A 23,400-nucleotide genomic window follows, 5' to 3' on the forward strand; every position below is an offset into this window, starting at 1 on the left:
GGGCGTCGCTCCCTAACAGGCTCCCCCAGGAGCTGTCGAGCCCGCGATGCCCCCGCTCCCGTCGCTCAAGCGAACGCGTAGGACTGGAAGGTCCCCTGCTTGGCCTGCGTGTTCTTCTCCTCGTAGGTGCGGATGAGGTAGCCCATCAGCATCAGCGAGGACGTGTTCTCCAGCACCCGGGAGGGATCCTTCGAGATGAGGTTGGCGCTGTAGTTCAAGAAGAACTGCGCCAGCTCCTCCCCCGCCTCCTTGACGATGAGCGCGTTGAGCGCGGTGGGCTCCATCGTCCGGATGGTGTTGATGAAATCGACCGCGAGGTCCTTCTTGGTCTTCACGTCCACGAGCCTCCCCCTTCCCCTTCCCCAGCACACGCCGCCACTCGTGGCCCCTGCCGCGAGCGCCCCCAGTTTCAGGTGCGACCCGACCAATCTAGGCACGCCGCCGCCAGTGCAAACCCCCGTCATGAGGCCATCAACGCCCTACCCCACGGGAAGCCGTGTTTTTGACACCTCTGATCACCCCGTGCGATAACACCCCCTTGTCCTGTGTCGGGACCGCACAAGGAGTGGCAGGCGATGTTCACGGGCGTGAAGGTCTTCTCCGCCACCAAGGCGAAGGAGCGCGAGGAGTTGGGTGAGAACGTCACCCGTTGGATGAAGAGCAACGCGGATCTGGAGATCGTCGATCGCGTGATCTGCCAGTCGTCCGACAACGAATTCCACTGCTACACGCTCGTGCTCTTCTACCGGCACGGGAAGGCGCAGCAGCCGCAGCAGCCGTAGCCCTCCGGGGCAGCGGAAGAAGAAGGGGGCGGCCCCTCCCCTTCCACCATCCCCTGGGTGGCTACTCCGTGCGGGGCACGTAGACAGCGACGCTGCGGGGAGCGACGACCATCACCGTCTCCGTCCCGGCGAGCTGGAGCGTCCGCTCACTGAAGACGTCCTCGTACGTCGCGGTGCTGGCCGCCAGGCCCCCCAGCAGCTCCACCACCAGCGGGCGCTCCACGTCGCCACGGTTGATGGCCACGATGGCGCCCTGCCCGTCCGGCAGTGAGCGCTGGAAGATGTACAGGTCCTTCTCGATGCGCAGCGTGTGACGCGCCCCTGATTGCAGTGCGGGGTGCGCCAGCCGCGTCCGCCCCAGGGTCTGCACGTGCGCCAGGAGCTGGCGCTCCAGGTCCGTCAGCTCGCCCCCGAACCGCATCAGCCGGCGGTTGTCCGGATCGCCCGCACCCGGCAGCCCCACCTCGTCCCCGTAGTAGACCAGCGGCACACCCGGCTGGGTGAGGAGGAAGGTGAAGGCGTACTTCGCCTTCTCGAAGGCCGCCGCGTCCGTCACCGTCGACGGGGGACGTCCAGCGCCGAACGGATCGCTCCCCTCGCCCTGCAACTGTCCGGACGCCTGGGACATGAAGCGCGCCACGTCGTGGTTGCCGAGGAACGGCGAGTTGAGCGTGCCCGGCGCGTAGAACACCTCGTTCTCCCGCACCGCCTGGTCCACGCGCTCCAGCCCCTGGCCGTCCGCGAACGCCTCGCGCACCGGCCAGTACAGCGGGAAGTCGAACTGGCCGTCCAGCTCGCGGGGCCCGATGTAGCGGGCGATCTGCGAACGTCCGTCCGTCCCCACGAACGTCTCACCCACCAGGTAGAACTGCGTGCCCGTCATCGCGGTGATGTCGCGCAGGCGCCCGCGCAGCGTGCGGCCCGCCACCTGCTCCATGTGCTTCACCGCGTCCATGCGGAAGCCGTCGAAGTCCGCGGCCTCCAGCCACCAGAGCGTGTCCGCGATGAACTGGTCGACCATCCCGGACGAGCGCCAGTCGTAGTCCGGCAGGTAGTCCGTGAACTTGCAGGTGAGGCGCTTCACCTCCCAGTCGCAATCCGCGGTGCCGCACACGCAGCTCGCCGCGGTGTTGAACCAGCCGTCCTCGCGGTGGTTGACCCAGTACGGGTGCTCCTGGTGGACGTGGTTGAGCACCAGGTCGGCGATGACGCGGATGCCGTGCTGATGGGCCGCATGGGTGAGGGCGCGCAGCTCGTCGATCGAACCGAACCGGTGCTGCGTCTCGCGGGGCTTCGACGGCCAGTAGCCGTGGTAGCCGGCGTAGTACTTGCCGCCCGTGCCGACGAAGCGCCCCTCCGGGTTCTGGTCCACGGGGGAGATCCACAGCGTCTTGACGCCCAGGGCGTCGAAGTAGCCGTCCTCGATCTTCTCCGTGATGCCGGCGAAGTCGCCGCCCATGTAGTTGGCGATGGGGTCCACGTCCGCCACCGGGCCGTCATTGTCCGCGCGGGCGTTGCGGAAGCGGTCCGTGAAGGCGAAGTACATGAGGCCCGCCTCCCACCGGAAGGGCTCGGCCTCCACCCAGAACGGCAGGTAGAGGGGCTCCGCGGCGCGCCCGGCCGCGTCCATGGCCACCACCTTCACGTGGTGCTTGCCCAGCGCCAGGCCCTCCACGCGGAGCTGGAGGCGCCCGGAGCTGGCGTCGAACGCGTCCGGCCGGGGCTCGCCATCCAGCGTCAGGGACACCTTGCCCTGGTCCGGCCCCTCCTCGTCGACGCCGTCGACGTAGTCGACCGCGACGTCCAGCCTGCCCTCGGGCGTCACGGAGAAGGCGCGCAGCGCCAGCAGGGGCTGGCGGCAGTCCGGCACCGTCAGCCGCGAGTACTCCTCCGCGCGCACCCAGCGGGAGTACGGGTTCTGCGGATCCAGCATCTCCTCCTTCCCCACCACGAAGCGGTAGCCGTAGTCGCGCGGCTCCAGCCCCTCGAGGCGCAGGGTGAACACGCCGTCGCCCCGGTCCTCCATCTTCAGCCTTTCGGAGGCGAAGCCATTCCACTCGCCAGTCACGTAGACCGGAGCGACCAGCGACTGCTGGGGCGCGTACGTCAGCGCCACCTCGCAGGTCCGGACGGCGATGGTGTCCTCGGAGTCTCCACAGGCGGAGGCCAGCAGCAGCGCGGAGAGCGCGACGGTTCGAGAGATGCGGATGTGCGCCATGCGGTTGCCTTTCTACGGGAGGCGCCCGGGCTTTTCCAAGCCCCCGGGAGGGGTGGCGGTGACTCGACGCGTTCCGGGAGGCTCTGGACACTGGCCAACATCCCCTGGCGGGCTCGTACCGGGGGGCATGTCCCCCGGAAAGCCCGATGCATTAGGTAGGGATCCCCGGCGAACCGCCCGCACGACTGGGTCCCACGTCCCGCCCCGTTGTCCCCCATCTGTCCAAGGAGGTTCCATGGGTACGTCCCGCCTGGCGCGGCGTCTTCTCGCGGTCTGTCTGTCCCTGTTGGCCGGCGGTGCTGGCGCATCCAGCCACCGCGAGGCCCCCCTCATCAGCAACGACCCCGCGGCCGACGGCACCGACATGTATGCCTGGAAGCAGGGCGGCAACCTGGTGCTGGTCGCCAACTACTACCCCATCGGGATTCCGTACGGCGGGCCGAACTACTACCTGTTCGACGACAACGTCCTCTACGAGATCCAGATCGATCAGACGGGCGACGGCGCGCCGGACATCCGCTACCAGTTCCGCTTCCGCACCCAACTGCGGCAGAGCGCGCTGCCCACCGTGAGCAACACCGCCGGGTACAACGCCTACAAGGACTCGTTCCTCTACGCGTTCGCGGGCGTCAAGAGCGCCACCTCGCCGGAGATCCTCCGCTCCCAGACGTACACGCTCACGCGCGTCTCCGGTGGTGGCGGGCAGCAGCAGGTCATCGTGCGTGACGCCCCGGTGGCCCCCAACAACGTCGGGCGACTGACGACGCCGGCCTATCCCCAGACCGACGGGACCACCGCGCTGGACCCCATCACCCAGAGCGCCATCCAGAACGGCTCGGGCTCGGCCTCCGCCTACAAGGTCTTCGTCGGCCCCCGGGACGACCCCTTCTTCGTCAACCTCTCGAAGACGTTCGACTTCCTCAACTACAACGGACAGCCGAACCGGGACGACCTGGCGGGCCTCAACATCCTGTCGCTCGTCATCGAGGTGCCGCTCACCGAGTTCAACTCGCCGCACCTGGGCATCTGGACCACCTCGAGCCGGCCCAAGGTGACCACCCGCCGCGCGGACGGGAACGTGGACGCCTCGGGGGCGTGGGTCCAGGTGTCGCGCCTGGGCAACCCCCTCATCAACGAGGTCATCGTCCCGACGAAGTTCAAGGACTTCTTCAACGCGTCCAAGCCCCAGAACGACCTGAAGACGCCGGCCATCGTCGCCATCGTCACCAACCCGGAGCTGCCGCAACTGCTCCAGGCCAAGGGCTTCATCCCGCTCGCCCCGCCCCCGCCCCGGACGGACCTCGTCAACATCTTCACGCGCAACACCAACGGCGCGTCCACGGGTGAGATGCTCCACATCGATACCAGCAAGGCCACCGCCTTCCCCAACGGGCGGCAGCTCACCGACGACGTGACGGACATCGCGCTCCAGGCCGCGGGCGGCGCGTTCTTCACCACCTTCGCGGACGGAGGTCCGGCCACGCTGCCCGACGGCGGCACCTTCGCCGCCGCGGCCGCCAACCTCAGCGACGGCGTCGCCGCCAACGACGTGCCCTTCCTCACCGTCTTCCCCTACCTGGCTCCGCCCCACTCCGGCGACCCCACGCCCTGAGGCTCCCCATGGCCGCTCCGCGAATCCTGGCCGTGGGTGTCGCCGTGGCGGCGGTCGCCGCGGGAGGGCTCGTGCGCTGGCTGACCCTGTCCGCGCACGAGCCGGCCCCCCTCGACGGCCCCGAGGCCCTCGTCCAGATGGCGAGGGCCTCCCGGGAAGACGACCCCGCCGCCCAGGCCCGGCTCGCCCAGGCCTGGATGCGCGAGGCCCATCGCACCGGCGAGGCCCGGTACGTCGAGCGCGCCCGGCTCGCCGCACGCCGGGCCCTGCTGGCGGACCCCGAGCAGGTGGACGCGCTGAAGGTGGAGCTGCTCGTGCTCCACCAGGGGCACCAGTTCCAGGCGCTGCGGGACGCGGCGCTCGAGCTGACGCGACAGTACCCGCATGACGCCTTCTTCCAGGGGCTGCTCGGCGATGCGTGGCTGGAGCTCGGGAGCTACGACGAGGCGGCGGCGGCCTACACGCGGATGATGGACCTGAAGCCCTCGCACGCCACCTATACGCGCGTGGGCTATCTGCGGCTGATGGAGGGAGACGTGGAGGGCGCCATCTCCGTCCTCAAGCTCGCGGCGTCGTCCGCGGACGCCATGGACGACGACATGGTGGCCCGGGCCCTGTGTGAGCTGGGCGACGCGTTCCTCGCCCAGGGCTCCCCCGACATCGCGTTCGACTACTTCTCCGTCGCCCTGTCCCGCCGCCCGGGCCTGGACCGCGCCCATGTCGGCCGGGGACACGTGCTGCGCGCGCGGGGCGACGATGCCGCCGCGGCGGAGGAGTTCCGGGCCGCCGTGGCCGCGCGCCCGCTGGCCGGCTACCACGCCCTGCTCGCGGAGACACTCGAGGCCCAGGGGTTGGCGGCCCAGGCGCAGGCGGAATACACCCGGGCCCTCGAGAGCGCCGCACGCGAGGATGCGCGGGAGCAGGCCCGCCTCCTGCTGGACCTGGGGCGGGACGCGCCGCGCGCGGAGCGTCTCGCGCGCGAGGAGCATGAACGCCGCCAGGACGTCTTCACCCAGGGCATCCTGGCCCAGGCGCTCCTCGCCGTCGGCAAGTTGAACGAGGCCCGAGTCATGGCACGCAACGCCACCCGCCTGGGCACCCGCAGCACGCGGCTCGACTACGTCGCGGGCCTCGTGGACGCGGCCAGCGGGGATGTCCCCGCCGCGCGGCGACACCTCACCGCCGCGCTCCAGGGCATTCCGCGCCTGCCTCCGAGACAAGCGCGGCACGCCCGCGACGTGCTCGGGTCGCTGGACCCGAAACCCCACACCAGCGAGCGGCTGCGCTAGGCCCCCCCGAGCACGCGGTGGCTCACGGGGGAGACCCCCCACTGTGCTCGGGGGCCTCCCCTCCACCGCTCTGCAGATCGGCCTCGTACTTCTCCAGCATCCGAAGCACCCGACTCCCTTCGGGGTGGCCCTTGGGCGCCGTTTGGAGGAAGAGCCCGTAATAGAAGGCGGCCTCCTTCACCAGGTTGAGCTTGGCCGACGCGTCCCCCGCCACCAACAGGCACTCGTCATGCTCGCTCGCCACGGCGAGACACTCCCGGGCACGACTTCGCGCGAGCGAATACTTGCCCGCGGCGTAGGCGCTCCGGGCCTCCGCGTACTTGTCGTCGCCAGGCTGGGCCGGCTTCGGAGGCGCCTCCGGGACAGGCTCGGGAGGTGGCGTCTTCCTCGAGGGCGTACGCGCCCCCTCCTCTGCCTGTGGCGTCGAGGACTTTCCAGCCGCGAGACTCCGCTCCGCGAGAGCACGGGCCGACTCGATGCGCAGCCGCACGGCGCCCTCGTTGTCCGACACCTCGTCGTCGACGAAGCCACAGCGCAGCGCCTGGATGTTGGTGACCTTGACGGGGCCTTGTCCCCGAGACACGAGGAAGCGCTGCGCCGTCCCGGGCCTCACGGAGATGCCGTCGCGATTGACGGGCACCTCCTGGACGCACGCCACCGTGTTCACGGGGCCCCGGGCGCGACCTCGCGTGAAGGCGCCATCCCCCACGGGCTCCACGGACAGGAAGTAGGTCTCCGAGGCATCCATTCCCTTGATGAGGAGAGCCCGGTCCACGTCCGTCGCCATCTGCTCGGGATGGACGGGGACGAGCTGACTCTTGTTCGTGACCATGTTCGTCAGTGTCACGCCGCGCTGGGGGAGGTTCTCGTGGGTCGAGGGAGCCCCGACCGTGAAGAAGAACACCGTCGATGCACCCTGGAAGGACTCGGAGCGATTCCGGGTGACCACCCCAAGCGCGACATCCGCGGAGAAGTCTCCCGTGAAGAGATAGAAGAGCTGAGGAAAGGGTTTGGCCCGCTCCGCCGCGTGCAGCACCGTCGTCTCCTGGATGCGATAGCTCGCCTGGGCGTCCAGCCGCACCTGGGCGGAATAGCCCGACGACACCCGGAAGACATCGCGTCGCGCCTCGAGTTGGACGAACTCCACCGGCAGCTCGACGGGCGTGGAGATTCCCGGGAGCGCCGCGGATGACTTCGGCGTGCCGGGCGACGACGCCTCCACCTTCCGAGCCGTGGAGCCAGGAGGTTCGCCGGGAACCGCCTTGGGCGGGAGGTTGCGAGCCCTGTCCTTGGCCTCTTGTTCCGGAGGGACCCAATCCGGCTTGAGCTTGCTGAAGGACGACCAGAGCAGCCCGCCCACCACCACCAACGCCCCGACGACCACCAGGTGATGTGAGGAGACGCGGAGCCCGCCTCGCTCGAGGAAGCTGCCCCGATCCGGGGAGTTGCCGCCCCCCTCCTCTTCCTCGAGCTCCGCGGCCTCCGCCTCCGCCGAGCGCGCGGTCTCCTCCTTGCGCGTCCGAGGCTCCTCGCTGAGCTGGGGCACCTCGATGTCCGTGGGCTTGGGCAGGTTCGCGGTGGCGCGCCAGACGGACAGCTCCTCGACGAAGGAGTTCGGGACCTTCGTCTCCTTGCCCAGCGCCCGCAGGTCCTCGCGGAACAACTCATTGAGCAGGTGCGCCACGGACATCGAGGAGAACCGTGGCGCGGCCTTGAACAGGAACCCCGCGAGCGCGTCGCCGAAGGCGTGGGCGGACTCGAAGCGGTCCTTCTTGTCCACCGCGAGCGCCTTCTGGAGGATGGCGTCCAGCTTGGTGGGGAGGTCGGGCTTGAGGTCGCGGGCCCGAGGCATGGGGGCGCGGCTGTGCAGCTTGTGCATCACCACGTACTCGGGGCCCTCCAATGGCAACCGGCCACAGACCATCTCGAAGAGCACCACCGCCGCCGCCCAGACATCCGTGCGGGCATCCACCTCCTCGCCCCGGGCCTGCTCCGGAGAGAAGAAGAGGTATTTGCCCTTCACCACGCCCGGGGCGGTGTCGAAGCTGCGCAGCGAGCGGGCCTTCGCGATGCCGAAGTCGACGATCTTGACCTGCCCCTCGTAGCTGAGGAGCACGTTGTCCGGGGAGATGTCCCGATGGACGATCCCCAGCGGCTGCCCGCTCTCATCCACCCGTGTGTGCGCGTAGTGCAGCCCCCGGCACATCTCCAAGGCGATGTATGTGGCGATGGGGACCGGCAGGCTGGTGAAGCCCGAGCGCAGGACGCGCTTCATCACCCGGTGGAGCGGCTGCCCGTCCACGAACTCCATGGCGAGGAAGTACTCGCCGTCCACCTCTCCGAAATCGAAGACCTGCGCGATGGAGCCGTGGGAGAGCGTGGCGGAGATACGCGCCTCGCTGATGAACATCGAGGTGAAGGCCTCGTCGTTGGCGTACTCCGGCAGGACCTTCTTGATGAGCACCGGCTTGGTGACGCCCGCGGCGCCCTTGAGCTGGGCCCGCCACGTCTCCGCCATTCCCCCCCGGCCGATACGGGACACGAGCCTGTACCGTCCGAACTGTTCATGCTGCTCATTGGCCATTGGTGGCCAATGTAACACGGTCGCACGGAGCCTTGCGCCCGACTCAGCGGGACCGGGGGGCAGCCCGGTCGTATTCCTCGAGTATCTGCTTCACCCTGGGCGCACGCTCGTGGTCGGGGTGATGTCTGACAAAGGCGCGGTAGCGCTCGATGGAGTCCTCGCTGGACCCCAGACGGTTCAGCATCGCGCCGGAGACCAGCAGGCATTCCGCATGGTTGGGGACGTTGGACAGACAGTCTTCCGCCAGCAGGAAGGCGTCTTTGAACTCCTCTTTCCGCGCGGCTCGACGGGCCATCAGGGACAGCCGCTCGGCTTCCTTGCGCTGGGCCTCGGTCGAGCCAGGGACGGCGGCGACCTTCCTGTTGTCCCTGCGGTTCTTCGAACCCGCTGGGACAGGCTTGGGCGTGACGCGCGGAGCCATCACTCCAGCGCCCTTGTCGCCCGGGGCGGGAACGGGTGCTTTCGTGGCCTGCCCCGGGGTCGGCACGGGCTCGGATGGGGCCATGGGAGGCGCGACGCCCCACTGGGGCTCGCCCCCTGGCGCCTCCGAGGAAGGCGGCGCGTCGTCGGAGGAGAACACGCCGGTGGACCAGGGGATGGCGACCAGCGCGCCGAGGACCAACAACCCTCCGCCCAGGACGATGCCCTTCCAGGGGCCCCCGCGCTCAACGCGGGGCAGCAGCTCCGTCCGGGACGAGGGACCGAAGAGGCCGGGGACGATGACCGTGGGGGCCATGTTGGGATCACCCCTCGGCGGCAGGGGGGCCGTCTCGAAGAGCGATGGGGACGGCCCGGCGGGCGGTGCGGGCGGGCGGCGCCGTGGGGGTTGGGGTGGCGGGGTGGCGATCTTCCGCGCCTGCCATCGGGCCAGCATGCTCGTGAAGTCGGGCGGGACGGTGAGTTCCCGCCCCTCGGAATGGAGGTCCTCGCGGAACAGGACGCGGACCAGGTGTGCCAGGCTCATCGACGAGAAGCGGGGGTCGACGGAGAACAGGAAGCCGGCGAGTGCGTCGCCGAACGCATGGGCCGACTCGAAGCGGTCCTGGAGGTCGACCGCGAGTGCCTTCATGACGATGGCATCGAGCTCGGCCGGAACATCCCTGGAGATACCGCGTGGCGAGGTGAACTCACCATGCGCCATGCGCATCATCACCGTGGCCTGGGTCCCGGCGACGGGCGTCTGCCCACAGAGCATTTCGTAGAGGACGAGCCCCGTGGCCCAGACGTCCGTGCGGCCATCCACTTCCCTGCCCCGCGCCTGCTCCGGCGAGAAGTAGAGGTACTTCCCACGGACGATGCCAGGCGCGGTGTCGAAGGTGCGCTGCATGCGCGCCTTGGCGATCCCGAAGTCGACGATCTTGACCTGCCCCTCGTAGCTGACGAGCACATTGTCCGGGGAGATGTCCCGGTGGACGATGCCCAGCGGCATCCCCTTCTCGTCCGTCCGCGTGTGCGCGTAGTGCAGCCCCCGGCACATCTCCAGGGCAATGAAGACCGCCAGAGGGACCGGCAGGGTCCGCAACCCCATCTTCGACACACGCTTGAGGATGCGGTGCAACGGCTGTCCGTCGACCAGCTCCATCGCGAGGAAGTGCTGGCCATCCAGCTCGCCGAAGTCGAAGACCTGGGCGATGTTCCCGTGAGAGAGCGTCGTGGAGATGCTCGCCTCCCGGATGAACATGGAGGTGAAGGCCTCGTCGTTGGCGAACTCCGGGAGGACCTTCTTGATGAGCACGGGCTTGGTGACCCCCGCCGCCCCCACGAGCCGCGCACGCCACGTCTCCGCCATGCCGCCCCGACCGAGCTCGGCCAGCAGTTCGTAGCGTCCGAAGGGGATGGCGGGAGGGGTGCTCATCGAACCATCAATGCCATTCCAAGCCCGTGTCCGACATCATCGAGTATGGAACTTGGTGTAGTCATCCACGAGCTTCCTGACCCTGTCTGCGGCGGGGTGACTAGGAGCAAGCTTCAAGAATTGCTGGTAGTGGATCACTGCCTGAGAGATCTGATCCGACCTGGCCAACGCGGAGCCCAGATACATGTGACACTCCGCGACCGTCGGGTCGAGTTCAATGCATTGCCGTCCGAATTGCACGGCATGGGCGTATCGATTCTCCCGGAGCGCAAGCTTGAGCCCATTCAACCGGTCCTGGACGGGCAGAGACAAATTGCTGGCGGTAGCCGGCCCTATGACGCTCTCTCTCGACGGGGACTCCTTGCCAACCGTGCGCTCGGGCGGAGTCTCGACGTTCATGTTCCGGAGCTTCGCGCTGGCGGCCCGCCGATAGTCGTCAATCAGCAACACAGTCAGGTCCTCGTGTGCAGGATTGCGAGGGACGGCCAGGAAGCGACTGAAGCGCCCCGAGCCATCATCCGCGCGTCCCATCCGGACCAGGCTCACCGAGGAGAGGAGCAGGCACGTGGAGTTATCCGGCTCGATGTCGAGGCAGCGTTCCGCGCTGGCATGGGCTGCTTGATAATCACGCTCGACATACTGGACACGGGCCTGTCGCAACCGCTCCTCTGCCTTGGCCCCCCGCTCATCCAAGGAGAGTGGCCGAGGATCGACAGGAGGCGGCACGTCCTGCTTGGCCACGGTTCCAGTCGCTCCCCCGAGGGGCTTCTCGACATAGCGGTTCAGCGGCACTTCGGGCTCCGGCCCCCAGCTCGCGAAGGCCACGGCCAACAAGGCCACGCCCCCCAGGCCCGCCCCCAGGAGCCACCGGGTCTTCCCGCCGGCGCTCTCGCCCTGCTCAGCGGACTCCAGGGCCACTTCCGATATCGCGGACTCGCGCGCGGTCGATACACGGGGCTTCGCCCGCTGCACGGGGATCGGCGTCGTCGGTGCCCCGTCTTCGGTCTCAGACTCCGTGTTCGAAGGAAGGAGCTTCCGTGGCGCGGGAGACTTCAGCGCCTGCACCACGCCTGTTCCCGTCCGCCACGCACTCAGCTCCTCGAGGAATGACGGAGGAACGGCCAGCTCCCGCCCATCCACCGCCATGTCCCCTCGGAACAGCACCCGGACCAGGTACGCCAGGTTCATCGGAGAGAACCGGGGCGCGAACGAATACAGGAACGCCGCGAGCGCATCCCCGAAGGCATTCGCCGACTCGAACCGCCCCGCGAGGTCCACCGACAGGGCCCTCATCACGATCTCATTCAGCGACGAGGGAATCTCCCGGCGGACCTCCCGGGGCGACGGGAACTCGCCATGCGCCAGGCGCATCATCACCGCCGCCTGGGAGCCCTCCACCGGCCGTTGCCCGCACAGGAGTTCATAGAGCACCAGCCCCGTGGCCCAGACATCCGTGCGCCCATCCACCTCCTTGCCGCGCGCCTGCTCCGGCGAGAAGTACAGGAACTTGCCCTTCACCACGCCGGGCTCGGTGCTGAAGCTGCGCAGCATGCGTGCCTTGGCGATGCCGAAGTCGACGATCTTGACCTGCCCCTCGTAGCTGATGAGCACGTTGTCCGGGGAGATGTCCCGGTGGACGATGCTCAGCGGCATCCCCTTGTCGTCTGTCTTCGCATGCGCGTAGTGCAGCCCCCGGCACATCTCCAGGACGATGTAGACCGCCAGGGGAATGGGCAGCGTCGTCAGCCCCGTCGTCTGTGCCCGCTTCAAGACCCGGTGCAGCGGCTGCCCGTCCACCAGCTCCATCGCCAGGTAGTACTGGCCGTCCACGCGCCCGAAATCGAAGACCTGGGCGATGTTCCCGTGAGACAGCGTCGCGGAGATGCGCGCCTCGCTGATGAACATGGAGATGAAGGCGTCATCGTCCGCGAACTCGGGGAGGACCTTCTTGATGAGGACGGACTTGGTGACGCCAGCGTCGCCCACCCACCGGGCGCGCCACGTCTCCGCCATTCCCCCCCGACCAAGCCAGGACACCAGCTCGTATCGGCCGAACCTGTCACCGGGTTGCAAGGCCATAGCAATCCACGACCCTACCGCATTATCCAGAAGGTCCGAACTTCCTGGGTCTCCCGCGTGCTATGTTGCGAACCGTGGCACGTATGGGTGACGAGGACGGGGATGAGGCGCTGGTCCGCACCGATGCACTGCCAGCGCTCCGGAGCTTGAACGTCCGGGTGAAGCTGGCGGTGTTGTCGGGGCCGGATGCCGGCAAGGTGTACCCGCTTTCGCCGGGGCGATACCGCCTGGGCTCGGAGCCCACCGCGGACATCGTCCTGCCAGACAGGGCCGTCTCGCGGCAGCACCTCGTCCTGGAGGTGAGGGAGAACGGCGTGCGCGCCGTCGACCCCGGCTCCCGCAACGGCTCCTACTGCGAGGGCATGCGATTCTCGGAGCTCGAGGTCCGCCCCGGGGCGGTCCTGACCCTTGGTACCACGGAGCTGAAGCTCGTCCCCGAAGGGGAGCGGAGCCGCGCCCTGCCCCTCTCGTCCCGCAGCAGCTTTGGCGGACTGGTGGGCAACAGCCGGCGGATGCGCGAGGTCTTCACGCTGCTGGAGCGGCTGGCCCAGGGCGAGTCGGATGTGCTCATCCAGGGCGAGACGGGCACGGGGAAGGAGCTGTGCGCGGAGGCCGTGCACCTGCACAGCCCTCGCGCCAAGGGGCCCTTCGTCATCGCGGACCTCGCGGGCATCGCGCCCCAGCTCCTGGAGAGCGAGCTGTTCGGCCACGTGAAGGGCGCCTTCACCGGCGCGCACAGCGACCGCGCGGGCGCCTTCGAGCGCGCGCACGGAGGCACCCTCTTCCTCGACGAGGTGGGCGAGCTGCCATTGGAGGTCCAGCCCCGTCTGCTGCGCGCCCTGGAGCGACGTCAGGTCAAGCGCGTGGGCGCCAACGACTACCGCACGTTCAACGTGCGCGTGGTGGCGGCCACGCACCAGGACCTGGAAGGCGCCGTCACGCAGGGCCGCTTCCGTGGCGACCTCTTCCACCGCCTCGCGGTGCTGCGCGTGGCACTGCCCGCTCTGCGTGAGCGGCCCGACGACATCCCGCTGCTCATCGACACCGTGCTGTCGCGGCTGGGCAAGCCCCCCAGCGCCCTCTCCGACACCACGCGCCTGCTGCTGTCGCAGTACCCGTGGCCCGGCAACGTGCGCGAGCTGCGCAACGTGGTGGACCGGGTGGTGAACCTCGGCGAGGAGGCGCTGCCGGACATCCCGGACGTCCCCGCGTCCGCCAGCCTCAGGCCCCCGCCCTCGGGCGACGACCCGGAGTCCACGCTGTCGCTCGCGCTCGACCTGCCCTTCAAGGAAGCGAAGGAGCAGCTCATCGACGGCTTCGAGCGGGACTACCTGCGCAACCTCGTCGAGCGCTGCGAGGGCAACCTGTCCCGCGCCGCGCGCGAGGCTGGCATCGACCGCGTCTACCTCCGCAAGCTGCTGCGCAAGCACGGGCTGGACGCCGGCGGCGCCTGACACCCGACCTGTGCGCCAGGCTGCCGCGAGCACCCAGCCCTCCCGACATGGGCGCGGCAGCTCCTTCACGCACGCACCTGACGCCTGACGCAGGGCCTGGGACCTCGGCGGAATTCCGCGGGGCGCTCGTGGCCGGGCGCGTGGAGGCGGGGTCTTGCACGCGCGAGCGGCCGCGAAGGCTTGGGGCCCTCGCGATCACGCTGGGGTTGGCGCGGGGCCAGCTCCACAGGCGAGGCGTCGGGACGTCGTTTCCCGGCGCCTCGTTTTTTGTCGGTGGGGTCGCGCGGCGGCTCAGTAGACGACGAGCGGCTGCGGCGCGTGGTAGCTGACGATGGTCAGCACCGGGATGCGCGGCGCCTCCGCGTCATCATCCGCGCCGCCCGACGTGAGCCGCACGCCGTCGAACCGCGCCAGGAAGACGTAGTCCCTGCGCGTCTCGAGGAACGGGTCCGCCTTCGCCAGGCGCCCCAGGGCCTCCCGGCCCGTCTCGTCGGAGATGTTGTCGAAGTGCCGCTGGGTCACGGAGGAGTCGCTGCGCTCGCGCGTCACGAAGCTCCCGCCCACGCGCCCCGGCCCCGTCAACTGCGTCTGACCGCCCAGGTCCCCCGAGGACGACGTGAGGGTGTCCACCCGCTCGCCGTACCCCACGGGCGCGCTCGTCTCCACCGACGAGAGCGTCTGCTCCACGAGCCACACGGTGGGGCGCTCCCCTTCCGTGCGTTGATCCGCCACCTGCGCGCGCACCAGGACGTAGCGCCCCTTGTACGTGTCCGGCCGGTCCACCGCCGACGCCAGCGAGAAGATGGGGATCTTCTTCTCCTGGAGGTACTGGAGCTCGCCGTTCACGCTGCCGCCGCGCTGGGCCACCACGCGCGCGATGAGCGAGGCGGCCTCGGGCCGCGTGCGCAGGTCCTCCGTCCACGCCGGGCCGAGCAGCGCCCGCAGTTGGGTGAACGGCGTCAGCTCGATGCACGCCTTGAGCGCCGTCCAGGCCTCCTCGCGTGACTCGGGCTGGATGCGGCGCGCGGCGGCCTCGCAGAGCGCCGGATTCGGATAGCGGGCGACGAAGGACCTCGGGTCCTCCGCGACGCGCGGCGCGGGGGGCGGCGGCGCGGCGACCTCGGGCGGAGGCATGTCGTCGCGCGCGGATTTCTCGGTCCACGTCACATGGGAGTGGGACGCGCCACAGCCAGCGGCGACGAGCGAGCCGAGGACGGTCCAGGCGGGGAGCGACCAGGAAGAGCGGAGCATGGGTGGGGACTCCTAGAGCGAAGCGGAACCGGCGCGGGACGCGCGCTCGCGCGGGGGGGACGAGGACGACGTGCGGGCGCCGCTCGTCTCGGTCGAGGGCAGCACCATGGAGCACGCGGACTCGCAGCGCTCGTTGAGGCACGCGAGCGTCGCGGGCGCGGCGCTCTGGCGGGAGAGGTCCGCGAAGCAGCGGTCTCCCGTGCCCGGGCAACCGTTGCGCGCGGCGCATTCGCAGCACGGCGCGGCCACGGAGGCCATCAACTGGACCTCCTGGAGCACGGTGGAGAGCGCGCGGTAGCAGGTGCGTGCCTGGGCCACGAAGCGCCCCTTCGCGTCCACGACGGGCGCGGCGCCACGCAGGCCGCACTGCTCGACCGCGGCGACATAGCGGCGCTCGCACAGGGACGTGAGGGCCGCGTCGGCCCGTCCCTCGCGCGCGTTGCTCACCGCCTCCGAGCACAGGATGTTGGAGATGTCCTTGAGCAGCTTCCGGTTGGCGGAGTCCTGGTCAGGGCTCGGCGTCGTCGACGGCGCCGCGTCGGATTCGAAGACACACTCCTTGCCTTCGCGAAGCGTGTCGATGGTGCACGCCCACGCAGTGGGGGATTCATCCGCCAGCGGTGGGGCCGCGAGCGAATCGGGGGAAAGAGCGGGCGTCGAGCCATCGGGAGCCGCGCCCAGGAGGAGGAGGGAGACGAGGATCGCCTTCATGGACATGACAGGTTAGGACGTTGGCTCTCGCCACACAAACACGCCCTCGACGCAGTGTTTCACGGCCATCGCACGTGCTCGCGGATGTCATGTCACCGGCATCCAGCGCCGAAGCGCATCACCCTCCAGGTCCTGAATGTCCGACGCCGGGCGTCCGCGCCTCGCCCGTGGGACGCAGGGGGCTGTCAGGTCGTCACCCGTCCGCCCGGCCCCCGTCGCGCACGCGAGCCTCGCGGCCCCCCTCGCGCTCACGTCCCCCTTGCACGCGCGCTTCGGCGTTCGTCGCACCTTCGCGCACCCACGCGCGTCCTGGAGGCGCGCGTCACCGAGGCGTGACGGGAGGGGGCCTCCTGCCGGACCTCGCCCGGGGTTCGCGATGGCTCGGGCCCACGTCGGTGAGCACCTGATAGCCGAACAGCAACGCGCCGAGCACGGCGCAGACGAGCGCGATGATGAGCAGGAGGTGGGAGAGGTGTCCTTGTCTCGCCCCGAGCGTGAGCACCACCGCGATGGTGATCAAGAGCGCCGAGCAGAGCCCGAGGGCGCGACGCGACGAGGGCCGCGCCCGTCGAGGAGGCTTGGGCGCGCGCGCCTCGGACGCGGGGAGGTTGAACGGTTCGGCTGGCATGACGCGGGCCTCCTCGTCTCGATTCGACCGGGCACATCGCGCTCGCGACCTGCTGGGCACGATGCCCGCCCCCTCCAGCGGCGCTGCGTCAGCCAGGGGAACCTCTCACGAACGTCGGGCCGCGGACGTCCGCGTGCAACGGGCACCAGGGAGATGGGGCGATGAGCCCCCTTGCACGCCTGTCGTGGAGACTGGAATGGTGACGCCTCCCTCCATGAACGCGCCCCCACGCCCAGGGGGCCTGGGCCGCATGGCCTCCTGAAAGGCAGCGCACCATGCGCCTCGTCGCGGTCGCGGACACGCATCTCTTCCACGAGGACCTCCACCTTCCCCCCGGAGATGTCTTCGTCCACGCGGGCGACATGTGCCGGCGGGGAGACCTGGAGGAGCTCGAACGCGCGGTGGCCTGGATTCGCGGCCTGCCCTACCGACACAAGGTCATCGTCGCGGGCAACCACGACTGGGCCTTCGCTCGGATGCCGGGTCGGGCACGCGCGATGCTGGAGGACGTCCTCTACCTGGAGGACTCCGAGGTCACCCTCGACGGGGTGCGCTTCTGGGGGAGCCCGTGGCAGCCAGCCTTCGGGGGCTGGGCCTTCAACCTCCCGCGCGGTGGGCCGCTCGCGGATCGCTGGGCGCTCATCCCGGAAGGAATCGACGTGCTCATCACGCATGGCCCGCCGGCAGGGATGGGCGACAGGGCGTCCATGCCCGGGCGCCTGGGCTGTGAGGACCTGCGCAATCGCGTGCGCGCCGCCCGTCCTCGGATGCATCTGTTCGGGCATATCCACGAGGACGGCGGCGCGTGGCGTGAGGACGGCACCTGCTTCGCCAACGTGACGACGTGGGAGTGCGAGCGCGCGGCCACCGTCATCGACATCGACGAGCATGGCATCACCGAGGTCCACATCCCGCCGGCGCGCTGACCCGCGACACGGCATGGAGACACCATGGAGCAGCAGCCGTACGGCTGGAGGCCCTTCAACGACGGAGGCTCGGTGGGATGGATGGGCTCCCAGGGAGGCACCATCGTCCGCGACGAGGACTTCGCGGACCAGCTCCGTCTCACGTACGAAGCCGATGAGTCCCGCTCCTTCCACGCCGTCACCTGCACCGTCACGGGCTGGCTCATGCACCACCGGTTCTTCGACGACGCCGAGGACGCCCACGCGGCCTTCGACGCGATGAAGCCCGCCCTCGAGTCCTTGCGAGGACAGCTTCGCGAAGGCGGCCCCCGGTCCCCGGTGGAGGCCCGTTCGGGAGGTCCCCTCCTCGCGGAGTTCATCTCCCGGTTCCCCTGAGGCCCGCCCATCGCGACTTTTCGAGGCGGCGGTCGGTGGGAGAGCCTGGGAGAACCATGGCGGCCCGAGCCACCCCAAGGCCTCATCCCTGGATGAGTCCCTCGCGCGGTACCTGGAGCTCCTGGAGAGCGGCGACGCGCACTTCGATGAGGGAACGCTGGTCCGCGACGGCAGTTGGGTGTGGTGAGTCCACCGTGCGGCTGAAGCGCGAAGGGCTCAGCCTGGGGGCAACACCTCCCCCGTGAAGCACACCTCGAGCCCGCCGTACTCCGACGGGTTCAGGCTCAGCGTCCAGCCGTGGACCTGGGCCACGTCGTGGGCGATGTGGAGCCCCAGCCCCTGTCCCTCCGGCGCGCGCGTCCGGGCCACGTTGGTGCGGAAGCCCCGCTCCAGCAGGCGGGTCCGCTCCTCCTCGGAGATGCCCGGCCCGTCATCGAGGACGCGCAACTGGAAGCGCCCCTGGCGCGAGGTCTCCAGCACCACGGCCACGTGGCCACCCTCCTTGCCGTAACGGACGCCGTTCCCCACGACGTTGCTCACCGCCTGTTCGATGAGGGTGACGTCGCCCATCACCATGACGGGAGTCCCAGGCACGCCGCGCTCCAGGGCGATGTGCTGCTGCCGGGCGATGGGCTGATGTCGCGAGAGCACCCGCGCCACCACCTCGTTCAAGTCCACGGGAGCGTGCTGCACGTGTGGGGCGCCTGCCTCCAGTCGTGTCGCCGCCGCCAGGTTGTGGACGAGCGAGGCCATGTAGTGCGCTTCGTTCATCGCCGAGGCCACGGAGGCGGGGTCCACCGGTTCGCCCTGCGCCACGCGCTGCTGCATCGAGGAGAGGTTGCCCTGCAACACGGTGAGAGGGGTCATCACGTCATGCGTCGTGTTGGCCAGGAAGTCGCGCAGGGCCTGCTCGCGGGCCTCTTGTCGCGCCATCTGCCCTTGAATCTCGCCGCGCGCCTCCTGGAACGCACGGGCCAGGTCGGCGATCTCGTCCCGGCCTCGGACCGACACGGGCTGCGCGTAGCGACTGCGCGCCGAGGCACGGACCTCGTCCGTGAGCACGCGGATGCGCCGCACCACCGGACCGAGCGCGAGGACTACCGCCGCGACGACGATGGACACCAACAGCGACCAGTCCTTGAGGGGTGGGAAGAAGGGAATCGTCGCGCTCGGGGATTCGATCCGTCGGGCCAGGACGAAGACACAGGGTCCCTCGTCCCAGGGCATGCGCAGCAGCACGTCCAGCACGCGAGCGCCGTCCATCCTCGAATGGCGGATGACGGTCGAGGCTCCAGACAGCGCCTCTTCTCGGACATCCTCCGCGAGCTCCGGCGCCCGCGTGTTGCGGGACGTGAGCACGCGATCGAACGGGAAGTACTGCACCCGCGCGGGAGGCCGCCCCTCCGGCCCCGGCGCCTCCCGAGGAGGTGGCATCAGGCCGGGCGTAGGCGAGCCCTCGCCACGTCGAGGAGGAGGCGGCAGGTCCTCATCGTCGGCACGATGTTCGCCAGGCCGCGAGGCCCCCGCCCCTCGTCGTGGCGGGGGCGACACAACCTCGTCGGCGCCATGATCGCCAGGCCGCGAGGCCCCCGCCCCTCGTCGTGGCGGGGGCGACACAACCTCGTCGTCGGCCCCATGCGCACCAGGCCGCGAGGCCCCCTCCCCTCGTCGTGGCGGGGGCGGCCGCCCGTCATCGAACTCCGTGCCCGCCCCTCCTCGCGGCGGTGGCATGCCCTCGCCGCGCGGGAACCCTCCTGGGCGCGGAGGTGGCCCATCGAACGGCCCCGCAGCCCCCGGCCCCATGTCCAACGGAGGCCGCCGTTCCGACGGACGAGGCCGCCACGTCTCCGGCGCCGCCTCGCACCGCGAGCGCTCCGACAACATCTGCGCCGTCGCGGACGCCTCGAGGATCTCCTCCTGCGAGCGCTCGCGCAGGGACTGCTGGAAGTACGCCATGGCCGCGACGACGGGCAGCGCCGCCACCACCGCCGTGAGCGCCAACCTCAGCCGGAGCCTCACGCCCCGTTCCCCGCGACGAGGCGATAGCCCACGCCCCACACCGTCTCCACGCACTGCGCTGGCGCCAGCTTGCGCCGCAGCCGCGACACGTGCACGTCCAGCGTGCGTTCGGTGCCCTCGCGCTCCGGATCCAACACGTGCTCCGCCAGCCACTGCCGCGTCAGCGCCTCACCCGGCCTGCGCCCCAGCGCCGCGAGCAGCTCGAACTCCACCCGCGTCAACTCCACCACCCGCCCGTCGACGCGAACCTCCCGCCCCTGGAAGTCCAGCCGCAACGAGCCCAGCTCCAGCACCGTCTCGCTCTTCTGGAGCGCCGGACGGCGCAGCCGCGCCCGGACCCGCTCGATGAGCTCCTCGGGCCAGAAGGGCTTCGTCATGTAGTCGTCCGCGCCCAGCTTCAACGCGCGCACCTTGTCCAACGTGTCGTTGCGCGCGCTCAGGATGAGCACGGGGACCTCCGAGAAGGCCCGCAACGCCTTGAGCATGTCCAGGCCGTACGTCCCCGGCAGCATCAGGTCGAGCACCACGAGCCGCACGTCCGGAAGCTCCCCGGGCAGCAGCGTCCGGCCCTCCGTCCACCACACCGGCTCGAAGCCCGCGCCCCGCAGGTGCTCGACAATCTGCGCGCCGAGCCGAGCGTCGTCCTCCACCAGCAGGATTCGCTCTCCCATGTGCCACTCCGTCCCGCATGCATGAATGAAGGCCCACGGTACCGCTGAATCCTTAAGAGTCTCTGAACCCCGCCGCCCGTTCCGCAAGCGGCCCGGCGCCGAAGGGAACCTCAGTCCCCCGTGAGGTCGAAGCCCTCGCCCAGCAGGTCGGCCAGCTTCTCCAGGGCGAGGCGCGCCCGGGTCTTCACCGTGCCCAGCGGGTCTCCCGTCCGCTCGGCGATCTCCCGCTGGGACAGGCCCTCGAAGTACGCCAGCTCCACCACCTCGCGCTGCTCCGCCGGCAACCGCCGCAGCGCCACGCGGACCCGCGCGCGGTCCTGGCCGAGCGAGGCCGCCTCGTCCGGCGCCGTGGGCGTGGCGCTCACCGGCGGCGGTTGACGCGCGGCGCCCTCCACCAGCCGCGACACGGTGCCCAGCGAGCGCAGCCGGTCGATGGCGCGCGTCCGGGCGATGGTCGTCACCCACGTCTCCAGCCCCCCACGCGCCGGGTCGAAGTCGCGCGCGCGGCGCCACACCTCCAGGAAGGCCTCCTGGAGCACCTCCTCCGCGTCCGCGCGCGACGGCAGCAGCCGCAGCGTCACCGCGAAGGCCCGGGCACCACAGCGCGCATACACCTCCCGCATGGCCGCGCCGCTGCCCAGCGCCACCTGCTGGAGCAGCGCCTTGTCGGCCGCCGGGTCGCTCGCCCGGGGGGCGGAGGATGAGGGAGGCACCATGGAATCCCCGGATACCGCAATCCGAGGGGCGGATCCCAGCTTCAAGTAGGGGCAACCGGGCATCCAGCCCGTTCCAGACCCTCCGGTGGGCGCCCTGCTCCCCCGTCCCTAACGTTGACGAGCCAACGCGGCCGCCGCGACCGCCGTCCTTCAGCGACACACCCCGCGACACGCCGCCCGGCTTCACCCAACCTCACCCCTGAAAGAGCCGCGAGCCGCCATGAACGACAGAATCGGGAGCGTGTTCATCGAGGGAGTCCAGCCCGGATTGGACGCCGGCCGCCATGCCGTCAAGCGGGTCGTCGGGGACCGGCTCACCGTCCGCGCCGACATCTTCAAGGAAGGCCACGACCTCCTCGTCGCCGTCGTGCGCTGGCGCCAGGTCGCTCCCCAGGAGCAACAGACCGACTGGAGCGAGGTCCCCATGCGCGCCCTCGGCAACGACGCCTGGGAGGCCGACTTCCCGCTCGAGCGCAATGGGCGCTACCAGTACACGATTGAAGCCTGGCCGGACCTGTTCCGGACGTGGACGTCCGAGCTGAAGCGCAAGGTGGACGCGGGACGCGACGTGCGCAGCGAGCTGTTGGAGGGCGCCGCGCTGCTGGAGTCCGCGACCACCCGGGCCAAGCGCGTGGACGCGGAGGACGCGCGGCTGCTCGGCGAGGCGGCGTCACGACTGCGTCAACCCGCCGGTCCCGAACTGGTCGCGGTGGCGTTGGCGCCGGAGCTCGCGGCCGTGGCCTCCGCGTATCCGGACCGGAGCCTGGCGCGGCGGCACGAGACGGTGTTCGAGGTCTTCGCGGACCGGGAGAAGGCGCGCTTCGGCGCGTGGTACGAGTTCTTCCCGCGCTCGGCGAAGCGCGACGGGCGCACGCACGGCACCTTCAAGGACGCGGAGGCGTGGCTGCCGTACATCCAGGGCATGGGCTTCGACGTCGTCTACCTCCCGCCCATCCACCCCATCGGCCGTACGGCGCGCAAGGGCAGGAACAACAGCCTCACGGCGGGCCCGGACGACGTGGGCAGCCCCTGGGCCATCGGCGCGGCGGAGGGCGGCCACAAGGCCGTGCACCCGCAGCTGGGGACGCTCGCGGACTTCCGCCAGTTCGTGCAGGCCGCGCAGTCGCGAGGCATCGAAGTGGCGCTGGACCTGGCGTTCCAATGCTCGCCGGACCACCCCTACGTGAAGGAGCACCCGGAGTGGTTCCAGCGCCGCCCGGACGGCACCATCAAGACGGCGGAGAACCCACCCAAGCGCTACGAGGACATCGTCAACTTCGACTGGATGGGCCCGGCGCGCGAGGCGCTGTGGACGGAGCTGGAGTCGGTGGTGCTGCACTGGGTCCAGCAGGGCGTGCGCACCTTCCGCGTGGACAACCCCCACACCAAGCCCATCCAGTTCTGGGAGCGGCTCATCCGCCGCGTGCAGGACCGCCACCCGGACGTGCTCTTCCTGTCGGAGGCCTTCACGCGCCCCAAGGTGATGAAGGCCCTGGCCAAGGTGGGCTTCACCCAGTCGTACACGTACTTCACCTGGCGCAACTTCAAGGGCGAGTTGCAGGAGTACCTGGAGGAGCTCACCCGGCCCCCCGTGTCCGACTACTTCCGCGGCAACCTCTGGCCCAACACGCCGGACATCCTCCCGGAGCTGCTCCAGAACGCGGGGCCCGGCGCGTTCCGCCTGCGCGCGGCGCTTGCGGCGACGCTCTCCTCCGTCTACGGGATGTATTGCGGCTTCGAGCTGTGCGAAGGCCGCCCGCTGCCCGGCAAGGAGGAGTACCTGGACTCGGAGAAGTACCAACTGGTGGCGTGGGACTGGGACCGGGCCGGCAACATCCGGGACTGGATCTCCCGCCTCAACGCCGCCCGGCGCACCCTGCCCGCGCTGCACGCGTACGACTCGCTGCGCTTCTTCGAGTCCGACAACGAGCGCGTGTTGTTCTATGGCAAACGCTCGGCGGACGGGGCCAGCACCGCGCTGGTGGCGGTGAGCCTGGACCCGTACACCCCCCAGGACGCGCTCCTGCGCCTGCCGCTGGACTGGCTGGGCGCCACCCCCGACGAGACCTATCAGGTCCATGAGCAGATGACGGACCAGCGCTCGCTCTGGCAGGGGTCGGACCTCCAGGTGCGCTTGACACCCGGCCAGCCCGCGACCATCTGGGCCGTCTACCGCTTCCGCCGTACCGAGCACGCGTTCGACTACTACGAGTGACAACCCGAGAGGCGT

18 protein-coding genes are annotated in these 23,400 nt (G+C 70.0%); 7 read left to right on the top strand and 11 right to left on the bottom strand.

Annotated features, from left to right (window positions below; translation table 11 throughout):
• Nucleotides 1-65: 65 nt before the first annotated feature.
• Nucleotides 66-341, bottom strand: a complete 276-nt coding sequence (locus tag LZ198_RS11040) for a hypothetical protein (protein WP_046713894.1) — start codon at nt 339-341, stop codon at nt 66-68.
• A gap of 234 nt (nt 342-575) precedes the next feature.
• On the opposite strand from LZ198_RS11040, the gene LZ198_RS11045 reads away from it, so the two are divergent.
• Nucleotides 576-782 carry a hypothetical protein gene (locus LZ198_RS11045; protein WP_253971879.1) on the top strand — a complete coding sequence of 69 codons (207 nt, stop codon included), beginning with the start codon at nt 576-578 and terminating at the stop codon, nt 780-782.
• A gap of 61 nt (nt 783-843) precedes the next feature.
• On the opposite strand, the gene LZ198_RS11050 is transcribed toward LZ198_RS11045, so the two are convergent.
• A complete protein-coding gene (locus LZ198_RS11050) occupies nt 844-3,000 on the bottom strand; it encodes an alpha-amylase family glycosyl hydrolase (RefSeq protein ID WP_253971880.1) in 2,157 nt (718 codons plus the stop codon).
• Between the two features lie 235 nt (nt 3,001-3,235).
• Here LZ198_RS11050 and LZ198_RS11055 point away from each other — a divergent pair, with 235 nt between their 5' ends.
• A complete protein-coding gene (locus LZ198_RS11055) occupies nt 3,236-4,612 on the top strand; it encodes a DUF4331 domain-containing protein (protein WP_253971881.1) in 1,377 nt (458 codons plus the stop codon).
• A gap of 8 nt (nt 4,613-4,620) precedes the next feature.
• Nucleotides 4,621-5,901 (top strand): tetratricopeptide repeat protein, encoded by a 1,281-nt coding sequence (locus LZ198_RS11060; RefSeq protein ID WP_253971882.1) that lies wholly within the window; start codon nt 4,621-4,623, stop codon nt 5,899-5,901.
• A gap of 22 nt (nt 5,902-5,923) precedes the next feature.
• Here the strand turns inward: LZ198_RS11060 and LZ198_RS43400 are convergent, their stop codons facing one another.
• From LZ198_RS43400 to LZ198_RS11075, 3 genes are all read right to left on the bottom strand, one after another.
• The gene (locus LZ198_RS43400) at nt 5,924-8,419 is read right to left on the bottom strand and encodes a serine/threonine-protein kinase (RefSeq protein WP_407667402.1); all 2,496 of its coding nucleotides are present in this window, start codon (nt 8,417-8,419) and stop codon (nt 5,924-5,926) included.
• A 109-nt stretch (nt 8,420-8,528) separates the two neighbouring features.
• Entirely contained in the window at nt 8,529-10,340 is a 1,812-nt protein-coding gene (locus LZ198_RS11070; RefSeq protein ID WP_253971883.1) for a serine/threonine protein kinase, read from the bottom strand.
• 36 nt (nt 10,341-10,376) lie between these two features.
• Nucleotides 10,377-12,419, bottom strand: a complete 2,043-nt coding sequence (locus LZ198_RS11075) for a protein kinase domain-containing protein (protein WP_253971884.1) — start codon at nt 12,417-12,419, stop codon at nt 10,377-10,379.
• Nucleotides 12,420-12,493: 74 nt separating this feature from the next.
• On the opposite strand from LZ198_RS11075, the gene LZ198_RS11080 reads away from it, so the two are divergent.
• Entirely contained in the window at nt 12,494-13,873 is a 1,380-nt protein-coding gene (locus LZ198_RS11080) for a sigma 54-interacting transcriptional regulator (RefSeq protein ID WP_407667403.1), read from the top strand.
• Between the two features lie 291 nt (nt 13,874-14,164).
• Here the strand turns inward: LZ198_RS11080 and LZ198_RS11085 are convergent, their stop codons facing one another.
• From LZ198_RS11085 to LZ198_RS11095, 3 genes are all read right to left on the bottom strand, one after another.
• Nucleotides 14,165-15,124, bottom strand: a complete 960-nt coding sequence (locus LZ198_RS11085; protein WP_253971885.1) for a hypothetical protein — start codon at nt 15,122-15,124, stop codon at nt 14,165-14,167.
• A 12-nt stretch (nt 15,125-15,136) separates the two neighbouring features.
• Nucleotides 15,137-15,841, bottom strand: a complete 705-nt coding sequence (locus LZ198_RS11090; protein WP_253971886.1) for a hypothetical protein — start codon at nt 15,839-15,841, stop codon at nt 15,137-15,139.
• Nucleotides 15,842-16,157: 316 nt separating this feature from the next.
• On the bottom strand, nt 16,158-16,463 hold the full coding sequence (locus LZ198_RS11095; RefSeq protein ID WP_253971887.1) for a hypothetical protein: 306 nt from the start codon (nt 16,461-16,463) through the stop codon (nt 16,158-16,160).
• A gap of 275 nt (nt 16,464-16,738) precedes the next feature.
• Here LZ198_RS11095 and LZ198_RS11100 point away from each other — a divergent pair, with 275 nt between their 5' ends.
• Together LZ198_RS11100 and LZ198_RS11105 are read left to right on the top strand one after the other, a co-directional pair.
• Nucleotides 16,739-17,389: a metallophosphatase domain-containing protein gene (locus tag LZ198_RS11100; protein WP_253971888.1), complete on the top strand. Its 651-nt coding sequence runs from the start codon at nt 16,739-16,741 to the stop codon at nt 17,387-17,389.
• 24 nt (nt 17,390-17,413) lie between these two features.
• The gene (locus LZ198_RS11105; RefSeq protein ID WP_253971889.1) at nt 17,414-17,764 is read left to right on the top strand and encodes a hypothetical protein; all 351 of its coding nucleotides are present in this window, start codon (nt 17,414-17,416) and stop codon (nt 17,762-17,764) included.
• Nucleotides 17,765-17,980: 216 nt separating this feature from the next.
• Here the strand turns inward: LZ198_RS11105 and LZ198_RS11110 are convergent, their stop codons facing one another.
• From LZ198_RS11110 to LZ198_RS11120, 3 genes are all read right to left on the bottom strand, one after another.
• Nucleotides 17,981-19,198 (bottom strand): sensor histidine kinase, encoded by a 1,218-nt coding sequence (locus LZ198_RS11110; protein WP_253971890.1) that lies wholly within the window; start codon nt 19,196-19,198, stop codon nt 17,981-17,983.
• 581 nt (nt 19,199-19,779) lie between these two features.
• Nucleotides 19,780-20,454: a response regulator transcription factor gene (locus LZ198_RS11115; protein WP_253971891.1), complete on the bottom strand. Its 675-nt coding sequence runs from the start codon at nt 20,452-20,454 to the stop codon at nt 19,780-19,782.
• 110 nt (nt 20,455-20,564) lie between these two features.
• On the bottom strand, nt 20,565-21,170 hold the full coding sequence (locus LZ198_RS11120) for a sigma-70 family RNA polymerase sigma factor (RefSeq protein WP_253971892.1): 606 nt from the start codon (nt 21,168-21,170) through the stop codon (nt 20,565-20,567).
• A 220-nt stretch (nt 21,171-21,390) separates the two neighbouring features.
• Here LZ198_RS11120 and LZ198_RS11125 point away from each other — a divergent pair, with 220 nt between their 5' ends.
• Nucleotides 21,391-23,385, top strand: a complete 1,995-nt coding sequence (locus LZ198_RS11125) for an alpha-1,4-glucan--maltose-1-phosphate maltosyltransferase (protein ID WP_253971893.1) — start codon at nt 21,391-21,393, stop codon at nt 23,383-23,385.
• Nucleotides 23,386-23,400: the final 15 nt, after the last annotated feature.

Source organism: Myxococcus dinghuensis (assembly GCF_024198235.1).
Taxonomy (GTDB): Bacteria; Myxococcota; Myxococcia; order Myxococcales; family Myxococcaceae; genus Myxococcus; species Myxococcus dinghuensis.